The sequence below is a fragment of the Paraburkholderia sp. genome, from assembly GCF_026225065.1.
Taxonomy (GTDB): Bacteria; Pseudomonadota; Gammaproteobacteria; order Burkholderiales; family Burkholderiaceae; genus Paraburkholderia.
This window is the reverse complement of the sequence record NZ_JAMFSB010000044.1, coordinates 1-25,643: the sequence shown is the minus strand read 5'-3', so window position 1 is coordinate 25,643 and position 25,643 is coordinate 1. Positions and strand designations below refer to the sequence as shown.

Sequence of the window (25,643 nt, the reverse complement as noted above, 5' to 3'; positions counted from 1 at the left end):
CATGAAGAAAGCATTGTTGATGTTCGGGGCGTTGGCAGTATGCGGGATTGCGCGAGCGCAAAGCAGCGTCACGCTGTATGGCAGTACGGATGTTGGAGTCGGTTACTTCAACAACGCGGGCGCTGGCGCGAAGGTCACAACGGTCAACACGATGCAGCCTGATCGCTTCGGTCTGTACGGCGTCGAGGACATGGGCTCCGGTGTGAAAACCGTATTTCGCCTGGAGAGCGGTTTTTCAACGGCGACCGGCGCGATGACGACACCTGGCGTGATTTTCAATCGGGAGGCGTACGTCGGATTGAGTGATGACTCGATTGGTACCGTGACGCTAGGGCGGCAAACGCCGTTCAGCTTCGACTGGCTCGGCCCACTGAGCAGTGCTTATTTAACTGCGAATTGGTACATGTTCCATCCGGGAAATATCGACGAACTCGCCGCGACCGGGGTGGTGCAGTTTCAGAACAGCGCGAAGTTCGTGTCCCAGCGTTGGAATGGCCTTTCCGTAGGGACGATGATCGGGTTGGGCAACACAACGAATTTCGGTTTCGGCCGTAACGTCAGCATTGGTGCTGAGTATGAAAGCGGCCCTGTCAAAGCGGCACTAACCTACGCCGATGAGCATAACAGGACGCCGCAAATCACTACGTTGGGCCTTTCGTCGTTTCAAGGGCAACCGGCAGCAACTTACTCCGCTGACAGAGTGGAAAACATGGGAGCTGGAGCCACGTATACCGTTGGTGCTGTGACGCTTCATGCGCTCTTTACGCTCGTGAAACTACAGTCTGACGGACAGTCAGCCATCTACCAGACCTACGACGCGGGCGCCACTTATCAAGCTACCCCGGCAGACTCACTCGCACTTGGAGCCAGTACAACGCGTTTTTCGCCTGCGCGTTATACGGAGTTGTCGTTCGGCAACGTGTATGCGTTGTCGAAGAGTACTCAGCTATATGCGGATGTGGTTTTCGAAACGGCCACGGGTGGCGCAGCGGCCGCAATCTATACGATCGGGGCTTCATCGACCCGTAACCAGCTTGGCTTCCTGACTGGAATACATCACGGATTCTAAGGCGGTCCACCGGCGAATGACTCGCCAGCGCGTTTGTTGCTGTCTCGCGAACAGATTGTCCCTGGCTGGCTAGCTTCTCTTTCGGTACCCACTCGATAAACTGTCCCTATGCCGTCGGTTGTCTCCTGAAAAGTCAGGGTACAGCGTTGGCGATACGGCCTCTTTCTCCAGGTGGATACGATGAAACGATTGCTCTCAGGTTTGATGCTTGCCTTAACCATTGCCGTGACGACCGGGCCGGTGATAGTTCGTGCCCAGGACGCGGCGCCTAAGACACGCGCCCAGGTGAATGCGGAGCTCGCCGCGCTCGAGCGTGCCGGCTACCATCCCGCATACAGCCAGGATCCCGACTATCCGTACAACCTGCAGGCCGCGGAGAGAAAAGTCGCCGCAGAGCAAACCACCACCACGCAATACGGATCTTCGACGAGCGGTTCCAGCGCCTCCGGTTCGCGGTAATGCGGCATCAGCCGTCAGATCTCTGACGAGCGCCGGCGATCACAGATCTCCTTGATCCCCGGCGTAAAGGCCAGCGTCGCCTTCAACCAGAAGTAGTTCATTCGCACTGCTTCGGTGTTTCAGATCGCGTGTCCGCTTCTCGCCGACCACCTGTCTCCCCCAGCCCGTGTGCTCTTCGTGGGCTCTCTCCGCTATACCCCCTGGAATTTCCCCAGGTTGGACGCGTGGCAACTCCTTTGAACGCCACGGTAGTTGTCACTACTATTTTCGCGTCTAAGAATCTATCTCACGCGAACGAATAAACGGACAGTACTTCCGGATGGCTTTCGTCTGCGTTTGATGAGCTCGTTTCAATAAGCATACCTAGATTTCAATTCGTCATACGCGTTCGACGAACGGGATATCCATGGTTTGGCTCGGCGAGGCGATCAGAAACATATAACTATTACCTGAATAGACAAGCGAATGGACACGAAAGCTAAACTTCTGATCGGCGCAGCCGCTGCGTCGTTGGGTCTCTTTTCGACTGGGGCTTTGGCACAGTCGTCCGTGACCTTGTATGGGATGGTTGACCTCGGGGTGCAATACCTGACTAATGCCAATTCGAAGCATGATGGGGTCGTCGGACTTCAATCGGGTAACGTTTATCCGTCGAATTGGGGCATCACGGGTAGAGAGGATCTTGGTGGTGGCTACGCAGCGGTCTTCAAGCTGGAGAACGGTATCAACATGGCCAACGGTGCGAACCAAAGCCCGACGTCGTTTTTCAACCGTTCAGCGTATGTGGGCCTGGATACTCCGTACGGTACTGCTACCGTGGGCCGTCAGTACAAGATCATGTTCGATATGTCCTTGTACTACGATCCGACGTATCAGGCGCAGTACTCCTTGCTGTCCGCTGGATTGATTCCCGATGGCACGACGCTGTCGAATGCGATCAAGTACAAGTCGATCGCGGTGGGCGGCTTAAGCGGCGAAGCCGAATACTCGTTCGGTCAGGAGGATCCGGGTCACATGGCGGCCGGAACTTATACGGGGCTCGGGGTCGACTACCAGTTCCGGTCGTTTTCGGCTCGTGTGGTGTACGAACAAACGCGCGGTACGATCGCCGCGCCGGTCGACACATCGTCCGAACTCGACAAGCGATTCAGTGCCGCAGCCAAGCTGCGTGTAGGAACGGCCACGCTCTTTGCCGGCTTTCTAAACGTCAACGGACAACTTCAGATGTCGCCGGACGGCAACATGTACTGGGGCGGGGCCTACTACCAGATAACCCCCGCGTTCGGCGTATCCGCCGAGGTGGATCACTACCAGACAAGAGATAATGGCCATCCCAACTGGTTCATCTTCGAAGGAACCTATAACCTGTCCAAGCAGACCTCGCTCTATGCATTTGCTGGATATCTGGATGTGGGTGGCGGGAAGAACTTTACTTTGAACTATCTCGACACGTCGTCGCCCGGCAATCTTAACCAGACCGGCGTCATCGTCGGGATACGGCACGCATTCTAATTGAGCATGGATCCGTTCGCTTTGCTTATGCGCGCGGATTACCAATTCCAAATACGCCATAAATAGAGGTGCTGTATGAAAACGACGCGAATTCTGGCTCTGGGTATGTTGGTGATTACGTTGAATGCCACGAATGTGTTCGCACAGGGGGCATCTACCGCCGCATCGGCTGCGGTTTCGATCAAGACCGCGAACCGGGCGCTCGCGAAGTCGGTTCGGCGCACACTCGGCCGTACAAAGGGCTTGGACCCGACGCGCATATACGTCAAGGCGTCAAACGGAGTGGTGACGCTCTCCGGGAACTTACGGACGCAAGCACAGATTGATCTCGCTGCGAGCGCGGCGTCGGCCGTCGCGGGCGTGGTATCCGTAAGCAATCGGATCACGATCTTCAACGAAGGCGATAACTAAGAGAGTGACCGCAAGCCGTGAAAGAGTCGCGACGGGCTTGCGGTCTTCTACAACGACTGCCCAGCCGGAGCCATTGCCGACGCTATCCGGCTGATTGGGCGGCTGTAGGCATCGGTCGGAGGGAGCGTTGCAACATAGAGGACCGTGATGGACTTGATTGAGGCCATGACGATTTTTGTCGAGGTCGCCGACACAGAGGGATTCAACCGGGCTGCTGAGAGGCTCAGAATTTCCCGCTCGGCGGTAACACGTGCGATTGCCAATCTTGAAGAGCGCCTGAATGTGCGTTTGCTGCAACGTACGACACGGCGAGTCACGCTCACGGAAATTGGGCGTAGCTATCTTGGCGACTGCAAGGACATATTGGATCGGATCGCGACCACAGAAGGAAACGTCACCCGCAGCAGCGCCACCAGCGCCGGATCGTTGCGGGTGGCTGCGTCTTCGTCGTTCGCGCTGTCGAATCTCGGGCCCGCTATCAAGAGCTATATAGCGGCATATCCGGACGTCGATTTTCATTTGACGTTGCTGGACCGGGAGGTGGATATCGTAGACGAAGGATTCGATGTAGCGGTTGTGCCGAGCCGCGCGGTGACGTCCAGCAGCGCTATCGTACGACCACTGGCGCAGTTTTCGAACTCACCGGTCGTGTCCGTCTCGTATCTTTCACGTTTGGGTTTGCCGTCTTTGGAGCGTCCGGAGCAACTCAAGGAACTCGCTTTCATTGGTAGATCGATGAACGAGAAGGGAATGAGCGTCGAGTTCGAACGCGGTAATGAAAGATTCGCTGTCGAATTGCTTCCGAGATTTACTGCCAATAATCTGCTTATGATTAGCAGAATGACCAAGCTAGGTATCGGCTTCTCGTTCCTGCCGGAATCCATGATCGAGCCGGAACTGACCGAAGGGTCGCTCGTTCGGCTCATGCCGGACTTCAGCGTGGTCGAGCAGTCGCTGAACATGTGTATTGCCTACCCGAGTCGAAAATATATCCGTAGTGCTACGCAGACCTTCATCGATCATATCGTCGCCTGGGCGCGGGCGGCAGACAACGCGTATTTGACCGGTCCGGCGCAGTCTTAGCACGATGATCAGGACTGTTCGCCCGACGATCGGTCGCGGAAGCGAAAGTCTCGAGCCGATCCGTCGTTGCCCCACGCTAAACGCTGACCGCGATCACGTCGTGGCCGGGCGCCGCATCTTCTCTCGTCGACATCAGCCCTCAGCTGCCGGGTAGGTCCTTGATGTTGTCGAAGAAGAACTCGTGCCGGTCGGCCAGCTTCGTCGAGAGGCGGCCTGTCCGGTTCATGAATGTCGCGAAGGCCATGAACTTCCTGGGCGTCATCGTCCACTCGATTTCCGGGTTGTGGATGATCTCTTCGATCTACGCGGCCGACATATTCTTGACGTTCTCGGCTTTCAGCCGGAGAGCTGCCGCCGCGGCTGGATCAGCCTTGATCTGATCGTGCGCCCGCAAACTTGACGATACAGTGGCCAGCTGCGCCGCCGTTTATGTTGTGCCAGTCCGAATCGCAGTTGAGGGTCGTCTTTTGCCTGAGGCTTTCCACCGAACCGGCCATTCGCCGACCATAAATCGCCGGCCCGTGGATAACCGGATTGGCGGGCAAGCTGCAGCCGGACTGTAACGAGCGAATGACGGCGGGACTCTGAGAGCGGTCGTTGCCCCTCCAGCGACTTGATCGGCCGCGGTGGACAAGGGAAGTTCGCGATGAGGCGCGCATTGCAAGTGGTGAGTAGCTGCCCATCTTCCGGACTTGGCAGTCGAATCGAGCCAATCACCGGCGCATTGACTATCTTCGTTGGTCACCGGTTCGCAACGGGGATGTTTTCGCTGCGTGTGTTGCGAGATCGCGACATCGACAGGGGCGAGCGGCATAGATGCGATTGTTCCGTGGGCTGTATTTTCATCGGGGCCCAATTCCACTTTGTTCCGCCATTTCACGGGGGTAGATCTGGGGGTAACCTGGCATGACCGCATCGGGAGACCCAGATGTGGTGGGCCTAAGCGGCGCCAATGTGACTCCCACCCGGACCACAGAACATAATAAAAATCGGATATTTACGTGGTCTCGCCCCTACTTCGGGGACGCTCTGGGACAATAGGGATGATTCCAGTCGCGCCATCTCAAGGTCATTGTGGAACGCTTCCTCGCCTTTCCAGTCTTCGCCGTAGCGTGGATCCTGAAACACGCTGCCACCGCCAACTTGCCTGAACTTGCGCTGGCGTTGTAATGCGGCCATTGCACGGTTGTTAAGGCAGACTACGCGTGCCACCGCGGTGTTGGTTTTCTCCTTTTGTTTGCCATACACACGCGCGCTTGCGATTAGCAGTGCCTCACCTATGCGATCCTGTGCATGAACCCCGGCAGATCGGGCTCCGGCAAGACGGCGAGCACTTTCAGCCGTTGCAGCGTACGCGTCTGTCCCGCCTGAAGGTGGGCGCGCAACGCGTCTGCGGCCGCATTCGCATCGCCGTTCAGCAGATGCCGAATGACCGTGCGATGTTCGAGCAGCGTCGAGGGTTCCGGATGCAGATCGAACGCCTTGTAGAACGCGTGGTTCACGGTCAGCGGCATATGCGCATGGCCGATCGTTTCAAGCAGCTTCCGGTTCGGCGCATTCTGCAGACAATCGATATGCAAGGTGTCTTCGATCCGCTGCAACGCGTCGAAGTCGACGCTGTCGGGCTCGGCGATCGCACGCTCCAGCTCGGCGAGCGCCGAGCCGAGCATCGCTTGTGACAGCAGCGGCGCGCTCGCGGCGAGCGCCGCGGGTTCCAGCAGCGAGCGCAACTCGTAGTCATGTTTAACCGCGCGCGCGGTGAGCGGGCCGCACATCCAATGCGAGTACGTGGATTTTTCGACCAGACCGAGATCGCGCAACCGGCTCAGTGCCTCGCGGACCGCACCGCGGCTGACGCCGAAGGTCTCGGCGGCCTCGGTTTCGTCGATCCGGAAATGGCCGAACGCAATCCCGATCGACACCGTTGCTTCGAGATCGTGATAAATACGCTCGCTGGTGGACGGCAACGCGAGCGGCACAGGCGTCCCGTCGAAGCCGAGCGCTGCTTCCGATAGCGGTACACGTAACGGTTGAGGTTCGCCGCCGTCGGTCCCGGCAACCAGATAGCCACGACCTTCGAAAGTTCGCAGCAGCCCACCTTCATGAAGCAATTCGAACGCTTTGCGAACCGGTACGCGGCTCGTGCCGAAGATCCGCGCCACCGGTCCTTCGAGCAGCACAAGTCCCGGTGCAATCCGGCCACGCACGATCGCACTTTTCAACTGATCGTGAATCAGACGGTAGCGAAGGCGCGTCTCGCCCTCCGCTGAGGTGTCGGTTCCAGTTATATCGTCAGTCGCTGCCTCGGCCGCCGCTTCGGTCGCGGAGCCAGGTGGCGATGCGCTTACGCCTGCACGTCTTGTCATCGTTCGATTGGGTACGCTGATGGGCCGGATTCAAGCGCGCATGAATTCGGTCCAGCGGCGCACCAGATAGTTATGCTCGTCCATCACGGAGTCCCACACCGCAATGCGGCTCATCCGCGACACGTAACTGCCTCCGTCGCGACGTTGGCCCGCGGTTACCAGATGCTCGCTGACCGGCCCCGGCAGCTCGCCTGATGCGGCTTTGCCATCGTACCAGTAAGCCCACTCGGCTTCGGTCATCTGGTTACGCGAACGCTCCTGATTGGAGATGTAGAAGCCTTGTCGCGCCATCGTCGCGCCGGCCCAGCCGTCGAGCCACCAGTTCAGATATTCGTACGCGGCGTCGAGCTCGCGGCCGGCTGTGGCGCGTGACAGCGACATGCCGCCGAACCAGGCGCGATAGCCTTCTTGCGGACTTGCGAGCTTGAATTTGAGGCCAGCCTTGGCCAGCGCAACCGTGGCAGGCGACCAGATACTCTGGATTGCGACCTTGTTCGAAATCATCAGTTGCGCCGCTTCGGCATAGCTTGACCAGAAACCCGCAAAATGGCCGCGCCGCTTGTAGTCGATCAGCGTCGCGATCAGTGCGTCGATTTCTTCGATCGTCAGATTGCCGATGTCGTCGAAGCGCATCAACCCGCTTGCTTCGACGGCGAGCGCGGCGTCGATTGCGCCGATTGCGGCATCCGCCTGCAACGCGACCCGGCCCGCCAGTTCAGGCGCGAGCAGCCATGACCAGCTTTCGCCACGCTCGATTAGCGAAGCGGGCAACGTGTCGTCGAGATAGACGAAGCTATCCGCGTTATGGGTAAGCGGCAACATGCTGATCCGCTGCGACGGCTTGCGTCCGAGCGAGTTGTCCGGTTGTACATAAAGACGGTTGACCGGCACCGAACCCGCGCCGGTGCACACGCGGCGCCCGAGACGGCCTGCGCGCGGCAGCGAATTGATTTCATCCCACCGGGCGATGCGCGTGACGTCGATTGGTTGAAGCGCACGAGCTGGCCACAGACAGTCGATGCTGTGAAACCACTGGTCGTAGATATCGTAGCTGTGCGGATGCATCACGCCGTTGCGCTGCACGGCGGAGCCCTCGTCGACCATAAAACGCAGCTTGATGCCGAGGTCCTGTTCCGCCTGCTTGCGGATATGGTCCTGCAACGTAACCGACGTGCCGAGCACGCGCAATTCGACCTTGCTGCGATGGACGGCGGGTGCTTCAGTGGAAGTGCGCACAGGTTTTAGCGGTTTCGGGTGAACAGAGTTCGGATGCGGTTCAGGCGGCTACCTTGAGCGCTGCGCAAAAACGGCGATACGATGCCTCGATTACTGCGCCATCAAGCCCCTCGGTGATGAAGACGAGTGTGGACGCGCGCGAAGCGTCGGGCCACTCCTCGAGATGCAGAACGGGATGGACCAGATGCTGGACTGCGTGCAACACGGCGGGACGGTCGGCGCCTTCGAGTGCCAGCAGGCCTTTCACTCGTAAGATCTTATCACCGTGACGATTCAACAGCATCGTGAACCACAGCGTGAAAACCTGCCAGTCGAGCGGGTCTTCGATGCGGATGCAGCTTGAAACGATGTCGCTGCGTTCGAAGTCGACACGATGCGCCAGGCGTCCGCCGCCTTTGCCAAGACGCACCGTACCGGCTCCGATCTCGCAGACGCTCTGCACGGAATCCGGCGCAAATCGCGCGGGCTTGAACAATAGCTCGCGCAGCGCGTCGGGCGACGAATTGCGTTCGACAATCTCGGCAAACGGATTAATGGTCCGCAACGACTGTTTCAATGCGTCAATATGCGGCGCGGTGGTCAGATCGCCCTTGCTGATCATGATCCGGTCTGTTGCGCTAATCTGCGCGAGCCATTCCGGATAACGCGCGCGCTGAGCGTCGGCGTTGAGCGCGTCGACGACGGTAATCGTTACCTTGAGTTCGTAGTGACTGCGGATCACGAGGTCGGCTAGCAGTGTCGCGATGATCGGCGCAGGTGTCGCAAGTCCGGTGGTTTCGATCACGACACGCGAGAACGGCGGCACGTCGCCGCGTGCGCGCTTCGAGAAGAGCCCGGCCAGCGCATCTTTCAACTCGCCACGAATCGAGCAGCATACGCAGCCGTTATCGAGTAACACGGTTTGCGTATCGACTTCGCCCATCAACAGATGATCCAGCCCAACCTCGCCGAATTCATTGACGAGCACGGCGGTGTCGCGGGCGGCATCGCCGGTCAGCACATCGGCGAGCAAGGTGGACTTCCCGCTGCCGAGAAAGCCGGTCACGAGGGTGACCGGGATGATGTCGTAAGCGAGGCTCATGCGTGCTCCTCTTCGTCCACCTGGAACAGCGTCAGCGGATCGAGCGCGCGGCCGAGCATCCTTTCAGCGACCTTCCACACTTGCGCGAAATCGCCGACCATTTCACTTGCCCCAGTGGGTGACGACAACACGAACGACTGACCGTGGAAGTCGTCGAGACGCAGCCGCAGCGGAATCAGGATACGATTCGCCAGCGCGGCCTGCAACAGCCGCTGGCGGCGCGCGTTTTGGCTGCCAGCGCCCGCGCCCGGTGCGGTCGTATTCGACCAGTGATTGCCGCCTCCTAGCAGCCCGCACATTCCGCACAAGATGATTCTCCGTCAGGTGAAATGGGCACACGGCCCGCTCACGGCATCACGTCGCCGGAATTCGGTCCGAGCGTCTGCCCGACAAACAGGTTGCCACCAGGGTCAGACGCAAGCAATAGCGCGGCGGGCGCAACTTCCTCTGGACGTCCGAAGCGTCGCAACGGTAGTTCGGCGGATTTCGCAGTCTTCCACGCGGTGCTGATGCCGTCGACCAGCGGGGTTTCGATCGGACCCGGTGCGATTGCGTTGACCAGCACGTTGTCGGGCGCGACTTCAAGCGCGAGCGATTTCGTGAAACCAATGACGCCCGCTTTGGCCGCCGAGTAGTGGCACAGCTCCGCGCCGCCCTTGATGCCGAGCTGCGACGCGATGTTGATCACGCGCCCCCAGCGTTGCGCGATCATCGACGGCAATGCGCGGCGCGTACACAGAAAAACACTGCGCAGATCGACACGCATCATCTCGTCCCACATCTCGGTGGTGAGATCGACGCACCTGGCCTGGGTTAGCATGCCCGCGTTGTTGACGAGAATATCGATGCCTCCAAACACGTCGCTACAGGTGTCGACGATGCGATTCGCATCCGCCTCGATGCCGACGTCGGCCTGCACCGTGTGCACGATCGCGCCGAGTCTCCGGCAGACTTCGGCTTGCTGCGCGAGACGCGCCGCGTCGCGGTCGGCGAGCACGAGTCGCGCACCTGCCGATGCATATGTTTGTGCGATCGCCGCGCCAATCCCGCTTGCCGCTCCGGTGACGACAGCGCGCCGGCCGTCGAGTGAAAATGTGCTGCTCATGACAGACGACTCCTTGAAGCGATTGACCGTGAAGTCCGTGCGCTCATTAACCCGGCCAGCGGACCGTCAAGCCGCCATCCGCGATGATTGCCTGGCCGGTGATGTATGACGCGTCATCGCTGGTCAGAAAGCGGATCAATGTCGCGATTTCCGACGGACGGCCAACCCGTTTTAGCGGAATGCCGAGCGCCGCTTCTCGCAAGCCATCCGGTCCCAGCGAGTTGACCGCGTCCAGCGATTGCGGCGTTTCGATCAAACCTGGGATCACCGCGTTGCAACGGATATGACGCGGCGCGAGTTCCATGGCGACGGCTCGGCAAAGACCCGGCACGCCCGCTTTCGCCGCGGAATAGTGCGTATGGTTTTCCCACCCGTACACACCGCCCGCAATCGACGATACCGCGACCATTGCGCCACCGTCCGCCATATGACGCGCAGCGGACCGGAACGTACGCATCACACCCGACAGATCGACGTCGAGCATTTCGAACCATTGCTCGTCACGCATATCGGTCAATGGTGCGGCACGCAGCAGCCCCGCATTCGCGACCGCGAAATCGATCCGGCCGAAACGTTCTCGTGCGACTGCCGCAAACGCGTCCACCTGATCGGCAGACGTGACGTCCACCGGATGCATCACGCATTGGCCGCCTGCATCGGCGACCATGCGTTCGGTCTGGCGTGGGTCATGCGGATCGCCGCGGAAATAGCCGCCGACGACCGCGACGCCGATCTGCGCATAGGCGACCGCCAGCGCTTGCCCGATGCCGCTTGCCGCGCCGGTGACCAGCGCGACTTTCGTGTGTTGTGACTCGCTCATGACGTGTATTCAAGTGGCTGGGTGGTTACTTCGTGGCTTCCGGATTTACGTGCTTCGCGCAGAAGATCAGCAGTCCCGAGAGGAAGCAGGGCAACGCGCCGAACCACAGCGCCGCGTGCATCCAGTCGACGCCGTGATTCAGCATCGACGTCACACCGACGCCCGCGAGAATCGCGCCCACCGGACCCATGGCGTGGACGATCGAACTGCCGGTGCCGCGAATCGATGTCGGATAGCTCTCGCCGATAAAGAACAGCGCTGCCGAATACGGGCCGATCAGGAAGAACAGACCCAGGCTATACAGCGCAACCACCACACCTGAGCTGCTCGGCCCCAACAGCATGCCGGCAAATGCCAGACCGCCGAGCACCCAGCCGATTGCGAGCGTATTGCGACGGCCGATCTTGTCGCCAATCCAGCCGTGGCTCAGATAGCCGCAATAGCCGATCACGTTCGACAGCACCAGAATCAGCAGCGAGTTTTCAAACGACACGTTATGCACGCGCGTCAGCACCGTCGTGCCCAGCACGCTGAATACCTGAATCGCCGACCAGTTCAGCAGAATACCGCCGCCGAGCACCAGCGTCGCGCGCAATGCATCGCCGCGAAATGCTTCGCGCAGGCCCGCACGGCTGTGCTGTTCGTAATCGACGTGGTGTTCGCTGGCAAGCGTTCGTGCATCCCCGTCGTGACCCGCTTCACGCAACTGCTTGATGCGCTTGTGCAGCATGAATTGCGGGCTTTCTTTCAAGCGCCGCGTCATGAAGAAAATGACGATGGCTGGAAACGTCGCGAACACGAAGCAGCCTTGCCAGCCGATGCGCGGCAATAGCAGCGCCGTCAGACCCGAGGCGATCAACGCGCCGATCGGCCATCCGCCTTGCACGAGGCTGTAGATAAAGCCTTTGTTGCGATTCAGGCGTGCATCGTTGGCGGCTGAATACAGTTCGTTCAGATAGGTCGCGTTAACGGTTTCTTCTGCGTAGCCGAGACCAGACAGCGAACGGATCAGTACCAGTGGCCACTGACCCATCGCTCCGCCGACGACGGTAAGCCCCGAGCACAGCGCGGCGCCGGCAACGGTCCACAGCAAGCCGGCCTTGCGTCCAAGGCGGTCGAGTAACGGCCCGATTGCGAACGCAATCACGGCCGTGCCGATCGCGACGAACGTGGCGATTTCAGCCTGGGTGGGAGCGTCCCAGCCGTAATGTTTGCCGATCTCCGGCAACAGCGTGCCGAACAGGATGAAGTCATACACCGCGAACACCCACGCAAAGAATGCGACGATCGTCGCACGCTTCACGTCGACGGGCAGGATCTTTTCGAGCCTGAAACCGGCGCTGGACAAGGGACTCTCTTTCATCGTTAATGCTCCGTTTTAGGTGTTATGTTCAGGCGGGCTTGATACGTGGCTGGCGCCGCAGGAAGTCGTCGGCGATCTCATCGCAGGTACAAAAGCGCACGCCGTCGTGCGATTTGAAGTGCGCGATCAGTCGTTCGAGCATCAGCAGCACTTGCGGACGGCCGGAGACGTCGGGATGGATGGTGATCGGGAACACTGCGTAGTCGTGCTCGCGATACACCCAGTCGAACTGGTCGCGCCACATCGTTTCGATATCCCGAGGATTCACGAAGCCGTGGCTGTTCGGCGCCTTCTTGATGAACATCATCGGTGGCAGGTCGTCGAGGTACCAGTTGGCCGGAACCTCGACGAGGTCGGTCTCCTTGCCACGCACGAGCGGCTTCATCCATGTGTCCGGATGCTTGCTGTAATCGATTTTGGTCCAGCTGTCACCGACTCGTACGTAGTACGGATGGAAGTCGTTGTGCATCAGGCTGTGGTCGTACTTGATGCCCTTCTTGGCGAGCAGTTCGTTCGACACGTTGCTGAATTCCCACCATGGTGCGACATAGCCGGTCGGACGGCGGCCCGACAGTTGCGTGACCAGTTCGATGCTGCGGTCGAGCACTGCTTCTTCCTGCTCCGGCGTCATCGCGATCGGATTTTCGTGGCTGTAGCCATGAATGCCGATTTCATGACCGGCGTCCGCGACCGCCTTCATCTGTTCAGGAAAGGTTTCGATGGAGTGGCCGGGAATGAACCATGTGGTTTTCAGCTTTTCCCGCTCGAACAGCTTCAATAAACGCATCGATCCGACTTCACCAGCGAACAGCCCGCGCGAGATATCGTCCGGCGAATCCTCGCCGCCGTACGAGCCGAGCCAGCCTGCCACCGCGTCCACGTCGATACCGAATGCGATGAGAATTTCCTTGGCCATGTGTGCTTCCTCCTTATTTCCGAATTTCAGAATGCGTGGTATTCGACGGAAACGGCGATGCGCAGCAACGCGTCGTCGTCGTTCTGGGCGCGCAGCAGTTGCACGCTGGTGGGCAAGCCGTCGCTATCGATGCCGGACGGCATCGCGACGGCGGGCATATCGAGAAAGCTGCCAGGCATCGTCATCGAGAGCGTTTGCAGATTGACGCGCGCGAAAAGCTCGGGATCGGCTTCGAGCGGCGCGCGCAGCGGCGCGACGTGCGGCACGGTCGGGGCGATCAGCGTCGCGTCGGCGAGTTCGTCGCGGAACGCTGTGATCATCGCGAGACGCTGTTCGCGCAGAAACGCACGGCGCTCGGCGGGAACGTGACGGCTTGCTTCGAGACGTGTGCGCACCCGTTGATCGATGCGTTCGGCGTCTGGCGAATCGAGCAGATCGCGATACAGATCGAAGGCTTCGAGACCGCCGAGCCAGCCATGTGAGCGGATCAATTCGTGTAGCTGATCGAGCGTTGCGAAACGACGCGAGTCGACCTGAGCGCCTGCATCGCGAAGCCGTTCAACGACAGCGCGCAGATTCGCGAGGACCGGTCCGCTGGCTGAATAACGGTCGCTGAACGACGGATCGACAACGAAACGCTGGCCTTTGAGACTGATCGGCAGATACGGCGCAGGCGTTGTGACGCCGCGAACCACGGCGTCGAACGCAATGCAATCTGCGACTGTACGGGCGAGCGGGCCTGAGGTGTCGAGCGTGCGGGACAGCGGTGTCATGCCGTCCTTGGGATAGCGTGCCGTGCTCGCGCGATAACCGACGACGCCGTTGAACGCAGCGGGCACGCGCACCGAACCGCCGGTGTCCGTACCGATTGCGAGCGGCACAACGCCGGCCGCGACCGCCACCGCTGCGCCGGACGACGAGCCGCCCGGCACACGCGCGCCGCCGTCGAGCGCGCGATTCACCGGCGTGCCGAAATGCGGATTGAGCCCGAGTCCAGAGTATGCGAACTCCGACAGATTGGTTTTGCCGACGCAGATCATGCCTGCGCGGGCCGCGCTCGCGACAAGCGGCGCGTCAGCGATTGCGGCGTGCGCGTTGGCTCGTGCCGCCAATACCGCCGAGGCGGCGGTCGTGACAGTGCCCGCAACGTCGAACAGGTCTTTCCACGCGACCGGCACACCGTCGAGCGGGCTCAGCGGCGCGCCACGTTTCCAGCGTTCGGTGGATTGCGCCGCTTCGGTGAGCGCGCGTTGCGGCGTCATCGTGATAAAGGCGCCTGGCTCGAGTGCGGCGTTATCGAGTGCACGCGTGACTACCTCGAGCGGGTCTAGCCGACCGCTGGCGTAGTCCTGGGCAAGGCTCAGAGCTGTTGGGAAATCTGCTTGCATCGCTGTCATGTCCGGTCCGAAAACGGCTTAAATGTACGTCGTCAACAATATACGTTTATATTGGACGGGTACAAAAAGAGACGCGATATAAGGGGTTACCCTGATCTCGATTTGCTGCGGGAGAGGGAGGGAGAGCAAAGTGGGTGAATGTGCGGGGAGCTATGAGTTGCAGTTCACCGGAGTTGACCGGGCGGCCGGCTAAAAGCCGTCGAAGCCCCGTCAAATGGACTAGTCATAGCGGAAACGATAACCGCTATCGGAAATCCGTAGCCCCATTCTTGCTGCTCGCAAGCTTAGACTGCGTCATCATGATTTATGGAAACTACGATCATCACGTAGGATGAAAGGTGCGCCAACACCGGAGAGCCTTTCGCGGTGTTCCATAACAAGTCCGCATTCGCAGGTACGATACTGCAGCACGCAATCAGCTTGCAGGAGCGCTTGCTTAGGCCCCGATGTCTTACTGTATTTAGATCCCGCCGACGCACATGTACTTGATGACCACGTAGTCGTCGATTCCATAGTGGGAGCCTTCGCGGCCCAGACCCGATTGCTTGATGCCGCCGAATGGCGCGACTTCGTTTGAGATCAGACCGGTGTTGATGCCGATCATGCCGTATTCCAGCGCCTCGGCGACGCGCCAGACGCGACCGATATCTCGGCTATAGAAATACGACGCGAGGCCGAACTCCGTATCGTTCGCCATGCGAATTACTTCTTCATCCGACGAGAAGCGGAACAGCGGCGCGAGCGGCCCGAAGGTTTCGTCGCGTGCAACCTTCATGGAGGGGGTGACATCCGCGAGCACGGTCGGCTCGAAGAATCCGTGACCCAGCGCGTGACGCTTGCCGCCAGTCACGATGCGTGCGCCTTTGGCGAGCGCGTCTTCAATATGCGACTCGACCTTTAGCACGGCCGCCTCGTTGATCAGCGGACCTTGCGTCACACCATCTTCCGTGCCGCGGCCTATCTTCAGTTGCTCGACGGCGACGCGTAGCTTTTCGGCGAATGCGTCGTAGACCTTGCCGTGAACATAGAAGCGGTTCGTGCAAACGCAGGTCTGGCCGCTATTACGGTATTTCGAGGCAATAGCGCCGGCGACAGCCGCGTCCAGATCCGCGTCGTCGAAGACGATGAACGGTGCATTGCCGCCCAGTTCTAGCGACACCTTCTTCACGGTCGGCGCGCACTGTGCCATTAGCAGGCGGCCGACGGGTGTTGAGCCGGTGAACGACAGCTTGCGCACGACCGGATTGCCGGTCAGTTCCGCGCCGATCGTCTTCGGCTCGCCGGTCACGACGCTGAATACGCCGCGCGGCACCCCCGCGCGCTCGGCCAGCACGGCCAGCGCGAGCGCGGACAGCGGCGTTGCCTCAGCCGGCTTGACGATGATCGGACAACCTGCGGCCAGCGCCGGGCCGACCTTGCGCGTGATCATCGCCGCGGGGAAATTCCACGGTGTGATCGCCGCGCAAACGCCGATCGGCTCCTTCGTCACGACAATCCGTTTGTCGCCGGCGGGCGTGGGAATGGTATCGCCGTAGACGCGCTTGCCTTCTTCGGCGAACCACTCGAGAAACGACGCCGCGTACTGGATCTCACCCTTGGCTTCGGCGAGCGGTTTGCCTTGCTCGTTGGTCAGGATCTTCGCCAGATCGTCGGCGTTTTCCAGCATGAGATCATGCCATTTGCGCAGGATCGTGGCGCGATGTTTTGCGGTGGTGGCACGCCATGCCGGCCAGGCCGCGTTGGCGGTGTCAATGGCGCGGCGCGTTTCCGCCGTGCCCATTCGCGGCACCGTGGCAATCGTTTCGCCAGTGGCGGGATTGCGGACTTCGAAGGTGGCGTCGTCATCGGCGCCTTGCCATTCGCCTGCGATGAAGGCGTGGGTCTTCAGGAGAGTTGGGTCGTTCAAGGTCAACGTGGTCATGTGTGTTCTGCGCCAGGCGCTTCGAGTTCGATGATTCGATTCGCTCTGCACCCCGTGCTGCACATCGTGCAACGCGGGCGCAGGTCAAAACGTTATGCGGCGACAGCCACGCTGTCCTTGATCGCTTCTTCGAGAATCACCATGGCTTCGTCGAACACGGCGTCCTGAATCGTGAGCGGAAACAGGAAGCGCACCACGTTCGAATAGACACCGCACACAAGCAGCAACAGTCCGCGTTCGAGCGCGCGTGTCTGCACGCGCTTCGTGAAGTCCACATCCGGCTCCGATTCGCCTGCCTTGCAGAACTCGACTGCAACCATGCCGCCGGGGCCGCGCACATCGGCGATCTGTGGCACTTCAACTCGCAGCGCGGTCAGCTTCTCCTTGATGCGCTCGCCCAGAGCCGTGGCGCGTTCACAGAGCTTCTCTTCGTGGATGATGTCGAGCACGGCATGTGCCGCGGCCACCGCCAGTGGGTTGCCCGCATACGTCCCGCCGAGACCCCCTGGCGCCGCTGCGTCCATCACGTCGGCGCGGCCTACCACGCCCGACAGCGGCATGCCGCCAGCGAGGCTCTTGGCGATCGTCATCAGGTCGGGCACCACGTCATAGTGATGCATTGCGAACAGCTTGCCGGTGCGAGCGAAGCCCGTTTGCACTTCATCGGCAATGAGCAGGATGCCGTGCTCATTGCACAGTTTGCGCAGTGCGCGCACGAACTCGGCCGGCGCGGGGTAGAAACCTCCTTCCCCTTGAACCGGTTCGAAGATGATGGCGGCTACGCGCTTCGGATCAATGTCGGCCTTGAACAGGTACTCGATGTGCTTGAGCGAATCCGCCGTGGTCACGCCGTGCAGCGGATTCGGAAACGGCGCATGGAAGACGTCCGACGGGAACGGGCCGAATCCGATCTTGTACGGCGCGACTTTTCCGGTCAGCGCCATGCCCATCAGCGTGCGACCATGGAATCCACCCGTGAACGCGATGACGCCTGGGCGGCCAGTTGCGGCGCGCGCAATCTTGATGGCGTTTTCGACGGCTTCAGCGCCGGTCGTGAAGAAGGCGGTTTTTTTCGGGTAGTCGCCCGGTGCGCATTCGTTGATCTTCTCAGCCAGTTCGACGTACGAAGCGTACGGCACGATCTGATACGCGGTGTGCGTGAAATGATCGAGCTGGTCGCGGATCGCGGCCAGAATCTTCGGGTGACGGTGACCCGTATTGCACACTGCGATACCGGCGGCGAAGTCGATAAAACGGCGGCCCTCAACGTCCCACAGCTCGGCGTTTTCAGCACGCTCCGCGTAGAAATCACACATCACGCCGACACCACGCGGTGTGGCGGCATCTTTACGGGCCTTCAGTTCTGCGTTCTTCGCGGTCATTTCTCTTGCTCCTCGCTTTTGTCGAGGCCGCGCATCCAGCGCAGCACATGCAGCACTATAATGAAGTTTGGCTCTTATATTCAGAGCCATTTTTATAAGAATGTAGGAGCCAATCATGAGCGCGAGCGTTTTGTCCGATTGGCTGGCGCAGCGCCTCGAACGGGGCAACGGCCAGCCGATCTACCGTCAGCTGCATCGCCTGCTGCAGCAGGCGATCCTGTCGAGGGATTTGCCGGCGGGCAGCCAGCTGCCGTCCTCGCGGCTGCTGGCGCAGGAGTTAAGCATCGGGCGCAATACCGTCACGCAGGTGTACGAGCAATTGACGCTCGAAGGGTATGTGAGCTCAGGCACGGGGCGCGGCACCTTTGTTGCCGATAGCGCACCGGACGAGATCGTCGGCGTGCGCGACGTGGGAACACCCGCGACACAGTCCGCGCCACCTGCGCAGGTAAGGCGGGCGCTTTCCGTCCGCGGCGCGCGGCTGGTCGCGGGTGCGGGCGTGTCGAAACGTCAGTGGGGTGCCTTTATGCCTGGCGTGCCGGATGTCACCCGCTTTCCGGCGCGCGTCTGGACCCGTTTGCACAACAAGTATTGGCGCAGCGTGCGCCCCGACCTGCTCACGTATGCACCGGGCGGTGGACTGGCTTCGCTGCGCCACGCGCTGGCCGACTATCTGCGCGCGTCGCGTTCGGTGCATTGCACGCCGGAGCAGATCATCGTCACGACAGGGATTCATCAATCCGTCGACCTGGCCGTGCGCCTGCTGTCCGATCCAGGCGACGTGATCTGGACCGAAGACCCGTGTTATTGGGGCGTGCGTAGTGTTTTGCACGTGTCGGGCCTGCAATCGCGACCGATACCCGTCGATGACGAGGGCATCAATCCTTCCGCCGACGACCTTGCGCAGCCACCGAAGCTGATGCTCGTCACGCCGTCGCATCAATATCCGCTTGGCACGGTGATGAGCCTGGCGCGGCGCCGCATGCTGCTCGAGTACGCGCGGCAGAACCGGTGCTGGATCATCGAGGACGATTACGACAGTGAGTTTCGTTATGGCAGCCGGCCGTTGGCTTCGCTGCAAGGCCTGGATACGTCGGAGCAGGTGATTTACGTGGGTAGCTTCGGCAAGACCTTGTTTCCGGGCTTGCGAATCGGCTATATGGTCGTGCCTGGCGTGTTGGCGGAGAGCTTTGGCACCGCGAGTGCCGAGTTGTATCGGGAGGGCCAGTTGCTGCAGCAGGCGATCCTCGCGGAGTTCATCAACGAAGGGCATTTCACATCGCATATTCGCAAGATGCGCACGCTCTACGGCCAGCGCCGCCAGGCTTTGCTCGACGCCGCCACGCAACGTTATGGAGACGCGCTGCCGGCCGTGGGTGGCGATGCTGGCCTGCATCTGGTGATCCAGCTGCCCGAAGGCAGCGATGATCGCCTGGTGGCTGCTGCTGCGCTGGAGCGTAATATTGTCGTGCGGCCGTTGTCCGGGTATTACGCGCGGCCGGCGCAGGCGCCGTCGGGTTTGTTGCTCGGCTATGCGTGCGTGGCGGATGAAGAGATAGCGCCGGCCTTTAGCGAACTCGCATATGCGATTGACGCGATACTCTAGTCCTACTGTGTGAATCACGTCGCTGCCTAGCCGTTAATTGGCCGCCAAAGATCGCTTCAAGCGTGCGGCGAGCAACGTCAAGGTGAATGCGATCGCGCCGGGTGTCATCGATACGCAAATGCACGCGCCGGGTGCGCTTGAATCATCCCGTGGACTGACATAGCGATATCGCCTATTTTGAGGTCTCGTGCGGCCGGCCATCAGCAGAAACGTTCCAGCACAAAGTTGACGAAGCTTCGCAACTTTGGCGTCATTTGCCGGTCGGGCAGGTACACCAACTGCAAGGGCGCGCGAGAGAAGTCCTGCTCCGGGAATAGCCGTACGAGCTGGCCTGCGTCTATGTATTCGTCGGCAACGTAGTCCGGCAGCATCGCAATGCCGATGCCGTTCAAACACGCCGCGAGAAGGGCCTGCACGTTGTTGACGGACAATTGTCCCGAGACGGGAACCGTGTGCGGCGTCGGCTGGCTGAAATGCCACTCGCGTTCCGGTTGAACGTAGTGGAATGCAAGGCAGTTGTGTGCGCTCAGGTCCTCCGGTGCGTTCGGTGTCCCATGTAGCGCGAGATACTCCGGCGCCGCACAGACCATACGGCCAAGATTGCGCAGTCGCCGCGCGACGAGGCCGCTATCAGCCAGATCGCCGAAGCGGAATGCAACGTCGAATCCTTCATCGGCCAGATCGACCAGACGGTCGTTCAACATCAGCTGTATTTCGACCTGCGGATAAGCCTTGAGAAACGCACTGAGCGCCGGAAACAGTAGATACGAGCCTAGCGCAATGGGGGCGCTGATTTTCAGGCGGCCCCGCGGCACGGCGTGCATCTCGCGAGCCCCAACCTCCGCTGCATTGACCCTGCCGAGGATGTCGACGCACTGCTCGTAAAACGCTTGACCGATTTCCGTGACGCTGAGGTGCCGCGTCGTGCGGTTGAGCAGACGCGTGCCGAGTCGGCGCTCCAACGCCTGGATGTGGTTGGTGATCGAGGTGGTCGACGCGCCGATGATCTCTGCTGCCGCGGTAAAGCTGCCGCGATCTACCACGGTGACGAAGACTTCCATGCTGGTCAGTCGGTCCATTCTCACCCTCAGCGTGATGGTCTTTTTTAAGGCCGGAGACATTGTAACAATTAGACGAAACTGGCCAGGTATGCCTGGACCACGAACTCCCGCCCTTGCGCAACCGCTGCTCGCGCCGCCCGGGCCGCCAGATCCGCCGGACGACATGAGTGATTATCAAGCGTCGCAAAATAGTGAGTTTAGTGCCGGTGTCTTTATCTGTGCCTCGATAACGAATCCAATACCCATCAGCCGAACGTCGTGCTTCGCCGGACCCGAACTGAAGCCTTGACGTGCGCGTCCACGCAAAAAATCAAAGGAAGTCTCATGAACTCATTCAAACGAATGGTGCTCTGTGTATTGGCTGTTTGCCTGACCCAGTTTCACTCGCTCGCTGCGTCGGCACAGCAGTCGAAAGGAAAAATCCTGATCGTCCTGTCCAGCCAACAGGAATTGCCCTTGAAGGGCGATAAAAGCTTTACAACGGGTTATTACCTCAATGAACTCGTGATACCCGCGCGTAAATTTGCCGACGCCGGTTATGAACTGGTATTCGCGAACCCGGAAGGCAATACGCCCGCTGTCGATCAGACTTCGCTGTCTGCCGACTATTTCGGTGGCAGCCAGCAGGCGCTCGAGGAGGCGGAACGCTATCAGGGCACGCTGACCGGCCTGGCCCACCCGCTGAAGTTAAGCGATGTCGCGCGCCAGGACCTGAGTCAGTACAAAGCGGTCTTCGTTCCGGGTGGACCGGCGCCGATGATCGATCTGATGGCCGACCGTGATCTCGGCACGATCCTGCGTGACTTTCATCGGCACAAGCGCACGACGGTGCTTCTGTGTCACGGCCCGGTAGCGCTGCTCTCCACGCTACATGATGCGCCCGCGTATCAGGCGGCGCTGCGCAGCGACAACATCGCGAAGGCGAAGCGGCTCGCTTCGGGCTGGACTTATCGTGGCTACCAGATGACGGTCTTCAGCAACGAAGAGGAGTCCATCGCAGCCAGTAACGTGTTTCATGCCGATCCGCTTTTCACCCCCGAGGATGGACTGACGATAGCCGGGGGCAAGATGTCTTCGGTATCGGGATGGGCGCCGAACGTGATACAGGACCGCGAGCTAATCACAGGGCAGAACCCTGCTTCCGACGCAGCACTGGCTGATTTGACATTACGTACCCTGACGGCTCATTGAGCGGTGATGCGAACGCTTTGATTGCGCTGGCGTCAGCGTACGTCAGATATCTACGAGCTTTGCATTATCAAGCAATTCAAAAGAGTCCTTCAAGCCGGGCCGCCTTTATTGAGGCCGTCGTTGGTAGTTGAATGGTCGACACGCGGGACCTCTACGCGGCCCAACACACTGGAGCATTATCAATGAGAACTTACACGTTAATCGGAGCGACGGGGAACGTCGGTTCCGCCGCCGCTGCGAGGCTGCTGGCGAATGGGCATACCGTACGGGCGTATGTGCGAAGCGAGGCGCATGCCGAGATCTGGCGCAAGCGCGGCGGGCAGCCGTTCCTTGGCGATCTCAACGACGTGAACGCGTTGACGGAAGCCTTTGCGGGCGCCGATGCCGTCTATCTGATGACACCCACGTGGTTTGCGGCCGACAACATGTTTGCCGAGAACGAGCGCTCACTCGACGCGCTGGATGAGGCTGTGGGCAAAGCCGGCCCTCGACGGGTGGTGCTGCTGTCGTCGATCGGTGCGCATCGTCCACACGGCACCGGGGCCATCCTCAAGCTTCACGCCATGGAACGCCGCTTTGCACGCCTGCCCAATGTCACTTCAATTCGCGCAGGCTGGTTCATGGAGAACTATGCGGGCCTTGTCCCTCATGTCAGCGAGTCCGGCGTGCTGCCGAGCATGCTGACCCCGCTCGACGCACCGGTTCCGATGGTCGCCACAGCCGACGTGGGCGCGGCCGTCGCAAGCGCACTGAGTTCCGACTGGAGTGGTCAACGTGTCGTCGAACTGGAAGGTCCGCGCCGCTATTCGCCGAACGATGTCGCGATGACCTTCGCGAAGGTACTGGGGCGCGCGGTGCGCGCAGAGGTGTTGCCCGAGACCCATTGGACTGACACCTGGCTTTCGTGGGGCCTGACGCAGGGCTCGGCGAGTGCAATGTCCGAAATGCTGCGTGGTTTCAACGACAGGTGGATTTCGTTCGAGCGCCCCGCTGGTGAAACGACCCCGGGCGGAACGTCGCTCGAAAACGTCCTGGCCGAGCTCGTTGGGCGGGCCCGACATTAATCGCAGCTTATCGCTGCCGTCAAAAGAGAGAAACATTCTGATCATGCTTAGTTCGACCGGACTGGTTCCGGGCACGGACCGCCAGACCGGCACCTGGCTCGAAGAGCTGGCCGGTCCGTATTACACGTTTCGGGAGGCGGGCGCTCATATCACGCTCGCTTCCGTGAAAGGGGGCGCTGCACCCATCGATCCGGCAAGTCTCGAGGACTTCGCGCAGACCGATGCGACGCGACGCTTTTTGGCGGACGTCGATACGCAGCATGCGCTCGCCAATACGGTTGCACTTGCGACGCTTACATGGAGCGATTATGACGCTGTGTTTTACAGCGGCGGTCTTGGCCCGGTCTTCGACCTTGCCGATGACGAGACGTCGATCGATCTAATCGAACGTATGAACGGCGCGGGGCGCCCTGTTGCAGCAGTCTGCCATGGCGTGGCGGTGCTGCGTGGCGTGACGGGAGTCGACGGCAAGCCGTTCGTCGATGGCCGCGGCGTCACTGGATTTTCCAACAGCGAGGAAGCGGCGGCGCATGGCACGGGCGTCGTGCCGTTCCTGATCGAAGACGAAATGCGTCGTCTTGGCGGCGTCTACACGAGCGCCGCCGACTGGCATCCCCACGTCGTGGTGGACGGTACGCTGGTGACCGGGCAGAACCCCGCCTCGTCGGTTTCCGCGGCGCAGCGCGTGCTGGAGCTGCTGAAATGAGCGGAATCGCCGGGCATCGTCGCTACGCCGCTATGGGATGCGATGGACCAGGCCGAGCGTGACGCGATGTATGCGCGCCAGAGCCACCGCTTGCCGGTAGGCCGGGTCGGCACACCCGAGGACGTCGCGGCCGCCATCCTGTTCGTATCGAGCAATGGCTTCACGACCGGCGCTACCTTGCACGTGGACGGCGGCGGTCTGATTGCCGTCTGATGAGTTGCCGCGAAACGTCGCGGCAGTTTCGATCAATCAATGTCTGGAAATTGCAGGAGCGAATCATGCGTTTTGCGCCGGGTTTTATCGATCGTTTTCGTCGCGTGGTGACACCGGGAACGCAGCGCGCGAGCGGTCGCCGTTCGCTGCCGCGCGACGCCGTTCTTTTTGCCGGTGCGTTGGCCGTTTCCTCGCTGCCGTTAATGCAGGTGGCTTTCGCCGATCAGGTTGATCAGGATCTGGCCCAGCGATCAGCCCAGATTCATTGGCCCGGTACGCCTGACCCCGCACATGCCGACGTGTTCTCGCACAACGAGATCAATATCGACGCTTCGTGCAGCGTGGTTTGGGCCCATCTCCTCGACGCTTCGCGCTGGCCGTCGTGGTATCCCAATTCGCACAACGTGAGGTTCGCCGGCGGCGCGGCGCGGCTCGGGCCGCATACGCATTTCACATGGGACACCTTTGGCGTTCAGATCCGCAGCACCGTTGCCGAATACGTGCCGGGAACGAGGCTCGGCTGGTTCGGCTATGGGCCGAAGGTCGCGGCATACCACACGTGGTTGCTCGTACCCGACGCGCAGTCCTGCCACGTCGTGACCGAAGAGGCCACTAAAGGACCCGGCGCGATAGCGAGCCGTCAATCGAATCCGGCTGGCCTGCACGACGGACATGAATTGTGGATTACGCGCCTGAAAAAGCTGTCGGAAGGCTGAGGGGTTATCGCCCGTCCCGGTCTGCAGGCGCAAACTGCTTTTGCAATCCAGAGAGGATGTGCTGCAATGAATCAGCGAAAACTGGGCCGTTATGGTCCGGCCGTCTCGGCGGTCGGCCTCGGCTGTATGGGCATGTCGACGTTTTACGCGGGCCGTGACGACCAGGAATCGGTCAAGACCCTACATCGTGCGGTGGAGTTGGGTGTCACACTTTTCGACACTTCCGACATGTATGGAGATGGCGCCAATGAACTGCTCTTGGGTCGCGCGCTCAAGGATGTGCGATCGCGTGCCCTGATCGCGACGAAGTTCGGACAGACTCGCGCCGCCGACGGGACCCTCGCAGTCAACGGACGTCCCGAATATGTCCGAGCGGCATGCGAGGGATCCAAACCTAGCGCGGCTTTGCGACCGAAAGTTGGAATCGGCTGCCTTCCGCCAGTCAACGCTTCCCGGACATTCCGGGCTCACTCACGATTTCAAGGTATTCCATAAAGAAACGGCGCTCTTTTATCGCAGCGCACGCGATGATCGACTATCGTCAATCTTCGACAGCAATACGAGACGCGCCGTCGGTCGGGCGCAACACGTTTTTAGCAATTCTGAATTGCTCAGGGGTAGCATTTGCAACCGCCAGCGCGTCAATTGCCTGGGAAACACCCATCCGTGTCGTTGTGCGGGCCTTCTACGGCATCTCCGCGGTTCAAGCCGGTGGGTCGACCTATGCCCAGTTTTTAGTACCTTCTTACATGATGTCTCAGGTCTTGATAGAGTGACGTCTCCATCCTAATAAGACGGCCGGAAAAACGGCTTACGGAGACGTAAATGAAGTTCTCATATTGTCTTGCATCATCAGTTATCCTTACATTTATTTCTGGTGCAGCTGGAACGGCATCCGCCTATGCCGCGGCGCCCGTCAAGCTGGTCACCGAAGAAGCAATGGTGGCATCGCCGCAGCCGGGCAT

Annotated in this window: 25 protein-coding genes; 12 read left to right on the top strand and 13 right to left on the bottom strand. The window is 60.4% G+C overall.

Features of this window, described 5'->3' with window-relative positions:
* Window position 1: 1 nt before the first annotated feature.
* The 5 genes from M0954_RS03270 (at window position 2) to M0954_RS03250 (ending at window position 4,534) form a co-directional block, all read left to right on the top strand.
* Entirely contained in the window at window positions 2-1,069 is a 1,068-nt protein-coding gene (locus M0954_RS03270) for a porin (RefSeq protein ID WP_133894372.1), read from the top strand.
* A gap of 180 nt (window positions 1,070-1,249) precedes the next feature.
* The gene (locus M0954_RS03265) at window positions 1,250-1,528 is read left to right on the top strand and encodes a DUF4148 domain-containing protein (RefSeq protein WP_133894373.1); all 279 of its coding nucleotides are present in this window, start codon (window positions 1,250-1,252) and stop codon (window positions 1,526-1,528) included.
* A gap of 465 nt (window positions 1,529-1,993) precedes the next feature.
* Entirely contained in the window at window positions 1,994-3,040 is a 1,047-nt protein-coding gene (locus tag M0954_RS03260; RefSeq protein WP_133894374.1) for a porin, read from the top strand.
* Between the two features lie 75 nt (window positions 3,041-3,115).
* Window positions 3,116-3,451, top strand: coding sequence for a BON domain-containing protein (locus tag M0954_RS03255; protein WP_122156658.1), 336 nt, complete (start codon window positions 3,116-3,118; stop codon window positions 3,449-3,451).
* Window positions 3,452-3,598: 147 nt separating this feature from the next.
* Window positions 3,599-4,534 carry a LysR family transcriptional regulator gene (locus M0954_RS03250; RefSeq protein ID WP_133894375.1) on the top strand — a complete coding sequence of 312 codons (936 nt, stop codon included), beginning with the start codon at window positions 3,599-3,601 and terminating at the stop codon, window positions 4,532-4,534.
* Between the two features lie 139 nt (window positions 4,535-4,673).
* Here M0954_RS03250 and M0954_RS03245 read toward each other — a convergent pair whose 3' ends face one another.
* The 12 genes from M0954_RS03245 to M0954_RS03190 form a co-directional block, all read right to left on the bottom strand.
* The gene (locus tag M0954_RS03245; RefSeq protein ID WP_297351616.1) at window positions 4,674-4,796 is read right to left on the bottom strand and encodes a hypothetical protein; all 123 of its coding nucleotides are present in this window, start codon (window positions 4,794-4,796) and stop codon (window positions 4,674-4,676) included.
* 1,015 nt (window positions 4,797-5,811) lie between these two features.
* A complete protein-coding gene (locus M0954_RS03240; RefSeq protein WP_122156655.1) occupies window positions 5,812-6,900 on the bottom strand; it encodes a GntR family transcriptional regulator in 1,089 nt (362 codons plus the stop codon).
* 30 nt (window positions 6,901-6,930) lie between these two features.
* Window positions 6,931-8,136: an extracellular solute-binding protein gene (locus M0954_RS03235; RefSeq protein ID WP_297351614.1), complete on the bottom strand. Its 1,206-nt coding sequence runs from the start codon at window positions 8,134-8,136 to the stop codon at window positions 6,931-6,933.
* Window positions 8,137-8,176: 40 nt separating this feature from the next.
* Window positions 8,177-9,217, bottom strand: a complete 1,041-nt coding sequence (locus M0954_RS03230) for a GTP-binding protein (protein WP_122156654.1) — start codon at window positions 9,215-9,217, stop codon at window positions 8,177-8,179.
* On the bottom strand, window positions 9,214-9,516 hold the full coding sequence (locus M0954_RS03225; RefSeq protein WP_367279487.1) for a hypothetical protein: 303 nt from the start codon (window positions 9,514-9,516) through the stop codon (window positions 9,214-9,216). The genes M0954_RS03230 and M0954_RS03225 overlap by 4 nt, the downstream gene beginning before the upstream one ends.
* Before the next feature lie 47 nt (window positions 9,517-9,563).
* Window positions 9,564-10,322, bottom strand: a complete 759-nt coding sequence (locus M0954_RS03220; RefSeq protein ID WP_297351610.1) for an SDR family NAD(P)-dependent oxidoreductase — start codon at window positions 10,320-10,322, stop codon at window positions 9,564-9,566.
* A gap of 46 nt (window positions 10,323-10,368) precedes the next feature.
* Window positions 10,369-11,142 (bottom strand): SDR family NAD(P)-dependent oxidoreductase, encoded by a 774-nt coding sequence (locus M0954_RS03215; protein ID WP_122156651.1) that lies wholly within the window; start codon window positions 11,140-11,142, stop codon window positions 10,369-10,371.
* 25 nt (window positions 11,143-11,167) lie between these two features.
* The gene (locus M0954_RS03210) at window positions 11,168-12,505 is read right to left on the bottom strand and encodes an MFS transporter (protein WP_122156650.1); all 1,338 of its coding nucleotides are present in this window, start codon (window positions 12,503-12,505) and stop codon (window positions 11,168-11,170) included.
* Window positions 12,506-12,533: 28 nt separating this feature from the next.
* Complete coding sequence (locus M0954_RS03205) at window positions 12,534-13,421, bottom strand: polysaccharide deacetylase (protein WP_297351608.1); 888 nt, start codon at window positions 13,419-13,421, stop codon at window positions 12,534-12,536.
* A gap of 26 nt (window positions 13,422-13,447) precedes the next feature.
* Window positions 13,448-14,818, bottom strand: coding sequence for an amidase (locus M0954_RS03200; RefSeq protein WP_221182725.1), 1,371 nt, complete (start codon window positions 14,816-14,818; stop codon window positions 13,448-13,450).
* Window positions 14,819-15,278: 460 nt separating this feature from the next.
* Entirely contained in the window at window positions 15,279-16,739 is a 1,461-nt protein-coding gene (gene gabD, locus M0954_RS03195) for an NADP-dependent succinate-semialdehyde dehydrogenase (protein ID WP_297351606.1), read from the bottom strand.
* A 92-nt stretch (window positions 16,740-16,831) separates the two neighbouring features.
* Complete coding sequence (locus M0954_RS03190) at window positions 16,832-18,121, bottom strand: 4-aminobutyrate--2-oxoglutarate transaminase (RefSeq protein WP_123386253.1); 1,290 nt, start codon at window positions 18,119-18,121, stop codon at window positions 16,832-16,834.
* A 115-nt stretch (window positions 18,122-18,236) separates the two neighbouring features.
* Between M0954_RS03190 and M0954_RS03185 the strand changes: the two genes are divergently transcribed.
* Window positions 18,237-19,727, top strand: a complete 1,491-nt coding sequence (locus tag M0954_RS03185; RefSeq protein WP_297351604.1) for a PLP-dependent aminotransferase family protein — start codon at window positions 18,237-18,239, stop codon at window positions 19,725-19,727.
* 200 nt (window positions 19,728-19,927) lie between these two features.
* Here the strand turns inward: M0954_RS03185 and M0954_RS03180 are convergent, their stop codons facing one another.
* The gene (locus tag M0954_RS03180; RefSeq protein WP_297351602.1) at window positions 19,928-20,806 is read right to left on the bottom strand and encodes a LysR family transcriptional regulator; all 879 of its coding nucleotides are present in this window, start codon (window positions 20,804-20,806) and stop codon (window positions 19,928-19,930) included.
* A 267-nt stretch (window positions 20,807-21,073) separates the two neighbouring features.
* Here M0954_RS03180 and M0954_RS03175 point away from each other — a divergent pair, with 267 nt between their 5' ends.
* The 6 genes from M0954_RS03175 (at window position 21,074) to M0954_RS03150 (ending at window position 25,173) form a co-directional block, all read left to right on the top strand.
* Entirely contained in the window at window positions 21,074-21,979 is a 906-nt protein-coding gene (locus M0954_RS03175) for a type 1 glutamine amidotransferase domain-containing protein (RefSeq protein WP_297351600.1), read from the top strand.
* Between the two features lie 182 nt (window positions 21,980-22,161).
* Window positions 22,162-23,043: an NmrA family NAD(P)-binding protein gene (locus M0954_RS03170; RefSeq protein WP_297351598.1), complete on the top strand. Its 882-nt coding sequence runs from the start codon at window positions 22,162-22,164 to the stop codon at window positions 23,041-23,043.
* A gap of 43 nt (window positions 23,044-23,086) precedes the next feature.
* Window positions 23,087-23,749 carry a type 1 glutamine amidotransferase domain-containing protein gene (locus tag M0954_RS03165; RefSeq protein ID WP_297351596.1) on the top strand — a complete coding sequence of 221 codons (663 nt, stop codon included), beginning with the start codon at window positions 23,087-23,089 and terminating at the stop codon, window positions 23,747-23,749.
* A 15-nt stretch (window positions 23,750-23,764) separates the two neighbouring features.
* Window positions 23,765-23,962: an SDR family oxidoreductase gene (locus M0954_RS03160; RefSeq protein ID WP_297351655.1), complete on the top strand. Its 198-nt coding sequence runs from the start codon at window positions 23,765-23,767 to the stop codon at window positions 23,960-23,962.
* A gap of 65 nt (window positions 23,963-24,027) precedes the next feature.
* Window positions 24,028-24,678 carry an SRPBCC family protein gene (locus M0954_RS03155; protein WP_297351594.1) on the top strand — a complete coding sequence of 217 codons (651 nt, stop codon included), beginning with the start codon at window positions 24,028-24,030 and terminating at the stop codon, window positions 24,676-24,678.
* A 66-nt stretch (window positions 24,679-24,744) separates the two neighbouring features.
* Window positions 24,745-25,173 (top strand): aldo/keto reductase, encoded by a 429-nt coding sequence (locus M0954_RS03150; protein WP_297351592.1) that lies wholly within the window; start codon window positions 24,745-24,747, stop codon window positions 25,171-25,173.
* Window positions 25,174-25,643: the final 470 nt, after the last annotated feature.

Coding starts and splice junctions, on each gene's coding strand:
- M0954_RS03190 (WP_123386253.1), bottom strand. CDS start 18,121: ATGACCGCGAAGAACGCAGAACTGAAGGCCCGTAAAGATGCCGCCACA.
- M0954_RS03215 (WP_122156651.1), bottom strand. CDS start 11,142: ATGAGCGAGTCACAACACACGAAAGTCGCGCTGGTCACCGGCGCGGCA.
- M0954_RS03255 (WP_122156658.1), top strand. CDS start 3,116: ATGAAAACGACGCGAATTCTGGCTCTGGGTATGTTGGTGATTACGTTG.
- M0954_RS03150 (WP_297351592.1), top strand. CDS start 24,745: ATGAATCAGCGAAAACTGGGCCGTTATGGTCCGGCCGTCTCGGCGGTC.
- gabD (WP_297351606.1), bottom strand. CDS start 16,739: ATGACCACGTTGACCTTGAACGACCCAACTCTCCTGAAGACCCACGCC.
- M0954_RS03265 (WP_133894373.1), top strand. CDS start 1,250: ATGAAACGATTGCTCTCAGGTTTGATGCTTGCCTTAACCATTGCCGTG.
- M0954_RS03185 (WP_297351604.1), top strand. CDS start 18,237: ATGAGCGCGAGCGTTTTGTCCGATTGGCTGGCGCAGCGCCTCGAACGG.
- M0954_RS03200 (WP_221182725.1), bottom strand. CDS start 14,818: ATGACAGCGATGCAAGCAGATTTCCCAACAGCTCTGAGCCTTGCCCAG.
- M0954_RS03250 (WP_133894375.1), top strand. CDS start 3,599: ATGGACTTGATTGAGGCCATGACGATTTTTGTCGAGGTCGCCGACACA.
- M0954_RS03240 (WP_122156655.1), bottom strand. CDS start 6,900: ATGACAAGACGTGCAGGCGTAAGCGCATCGCCACCTGGCTCCGCGACC.
- M0954_RS03230 (WP_122156654.1), bottom strand. CDS start 9,217: ATGAGCCTCGCTTACGACATCATCCCGGTCACCCTCGTGACCGGCTTT.
- M0954_RS03220 (WP_297351610.1), bottom strand. CDS start 10,322: ATGAGCAGCACATTTTCACTCGACGGCCGGCGCGCTGTCGTCACCGGA.
- M0954_RS03270 (WP_133894372.1), top strand. CDS start 2: ATGAAGAAAGCATTGTTGATGTTCGGGGCGTTGGCAGTATGCGGGATT.
- M0954_RS03225 (WP_367279487.1), bottom strand. CDS start 9,516: ATGTGCGGGCTGCTAGGAGGCGGCAATCACTGGTCGAATACGACCGCA.
- M0954_RS03245 (WP_297351616.1), bottom strand. CDS start 4,796: ATGACGCCCAGGAAGTTCATGGCCTTCGCGACATTCATGAACCGGACA.
- M0954_RS03180 (WP_297351602.1), bottom strand. CDS start 20,806: ATGGACCGACTGACCAGCATGGAAGTCTTCGTCACCGTGGTAGATCGC.
- M0954_RS03205 (WP_297351608.1), bottom strand. CDS start 13,421: ATGGCCAAGGAAATTCTCATCGCATTCGGTATCGACGTGGACGCGGTG.
- M0954_RS03155 (WP_297351594.1), top strand. CDS start 24,028: ATGCGTTTTGCGCCGGGTTTTATCGATCGTTTTCGTCGCGTGGTGACA.
- M0954_RS03165 (WP_297351596.1), top strand. CDS start 23,087: ATGCTTAGTTCGACCGGACTGGTTCCGGGCACGGACCGCCAGACCGGC.
- M0954_RS03210 (WP_122156650.1), bottom strand. CDS start 12,505: ATGAAAGAGAGTCCCTTGTCCAGCGCCGGTTTCAGGCTCGAAAAGATC.
- M0954_RS03170 (WP_297351598.1), top strand. CDS start 22,162: ATGAGAACTTACACGTTAATCGGAGCGACGGGGAACGTCGGTTCCGCC.
- M0954_RS03260 (WP_133894374.1), top strand. CDS start 1,994: ATGGACACGAAAGCTAAACTTCTGATCGGCGCAGCCGCTGCGTCGTTG.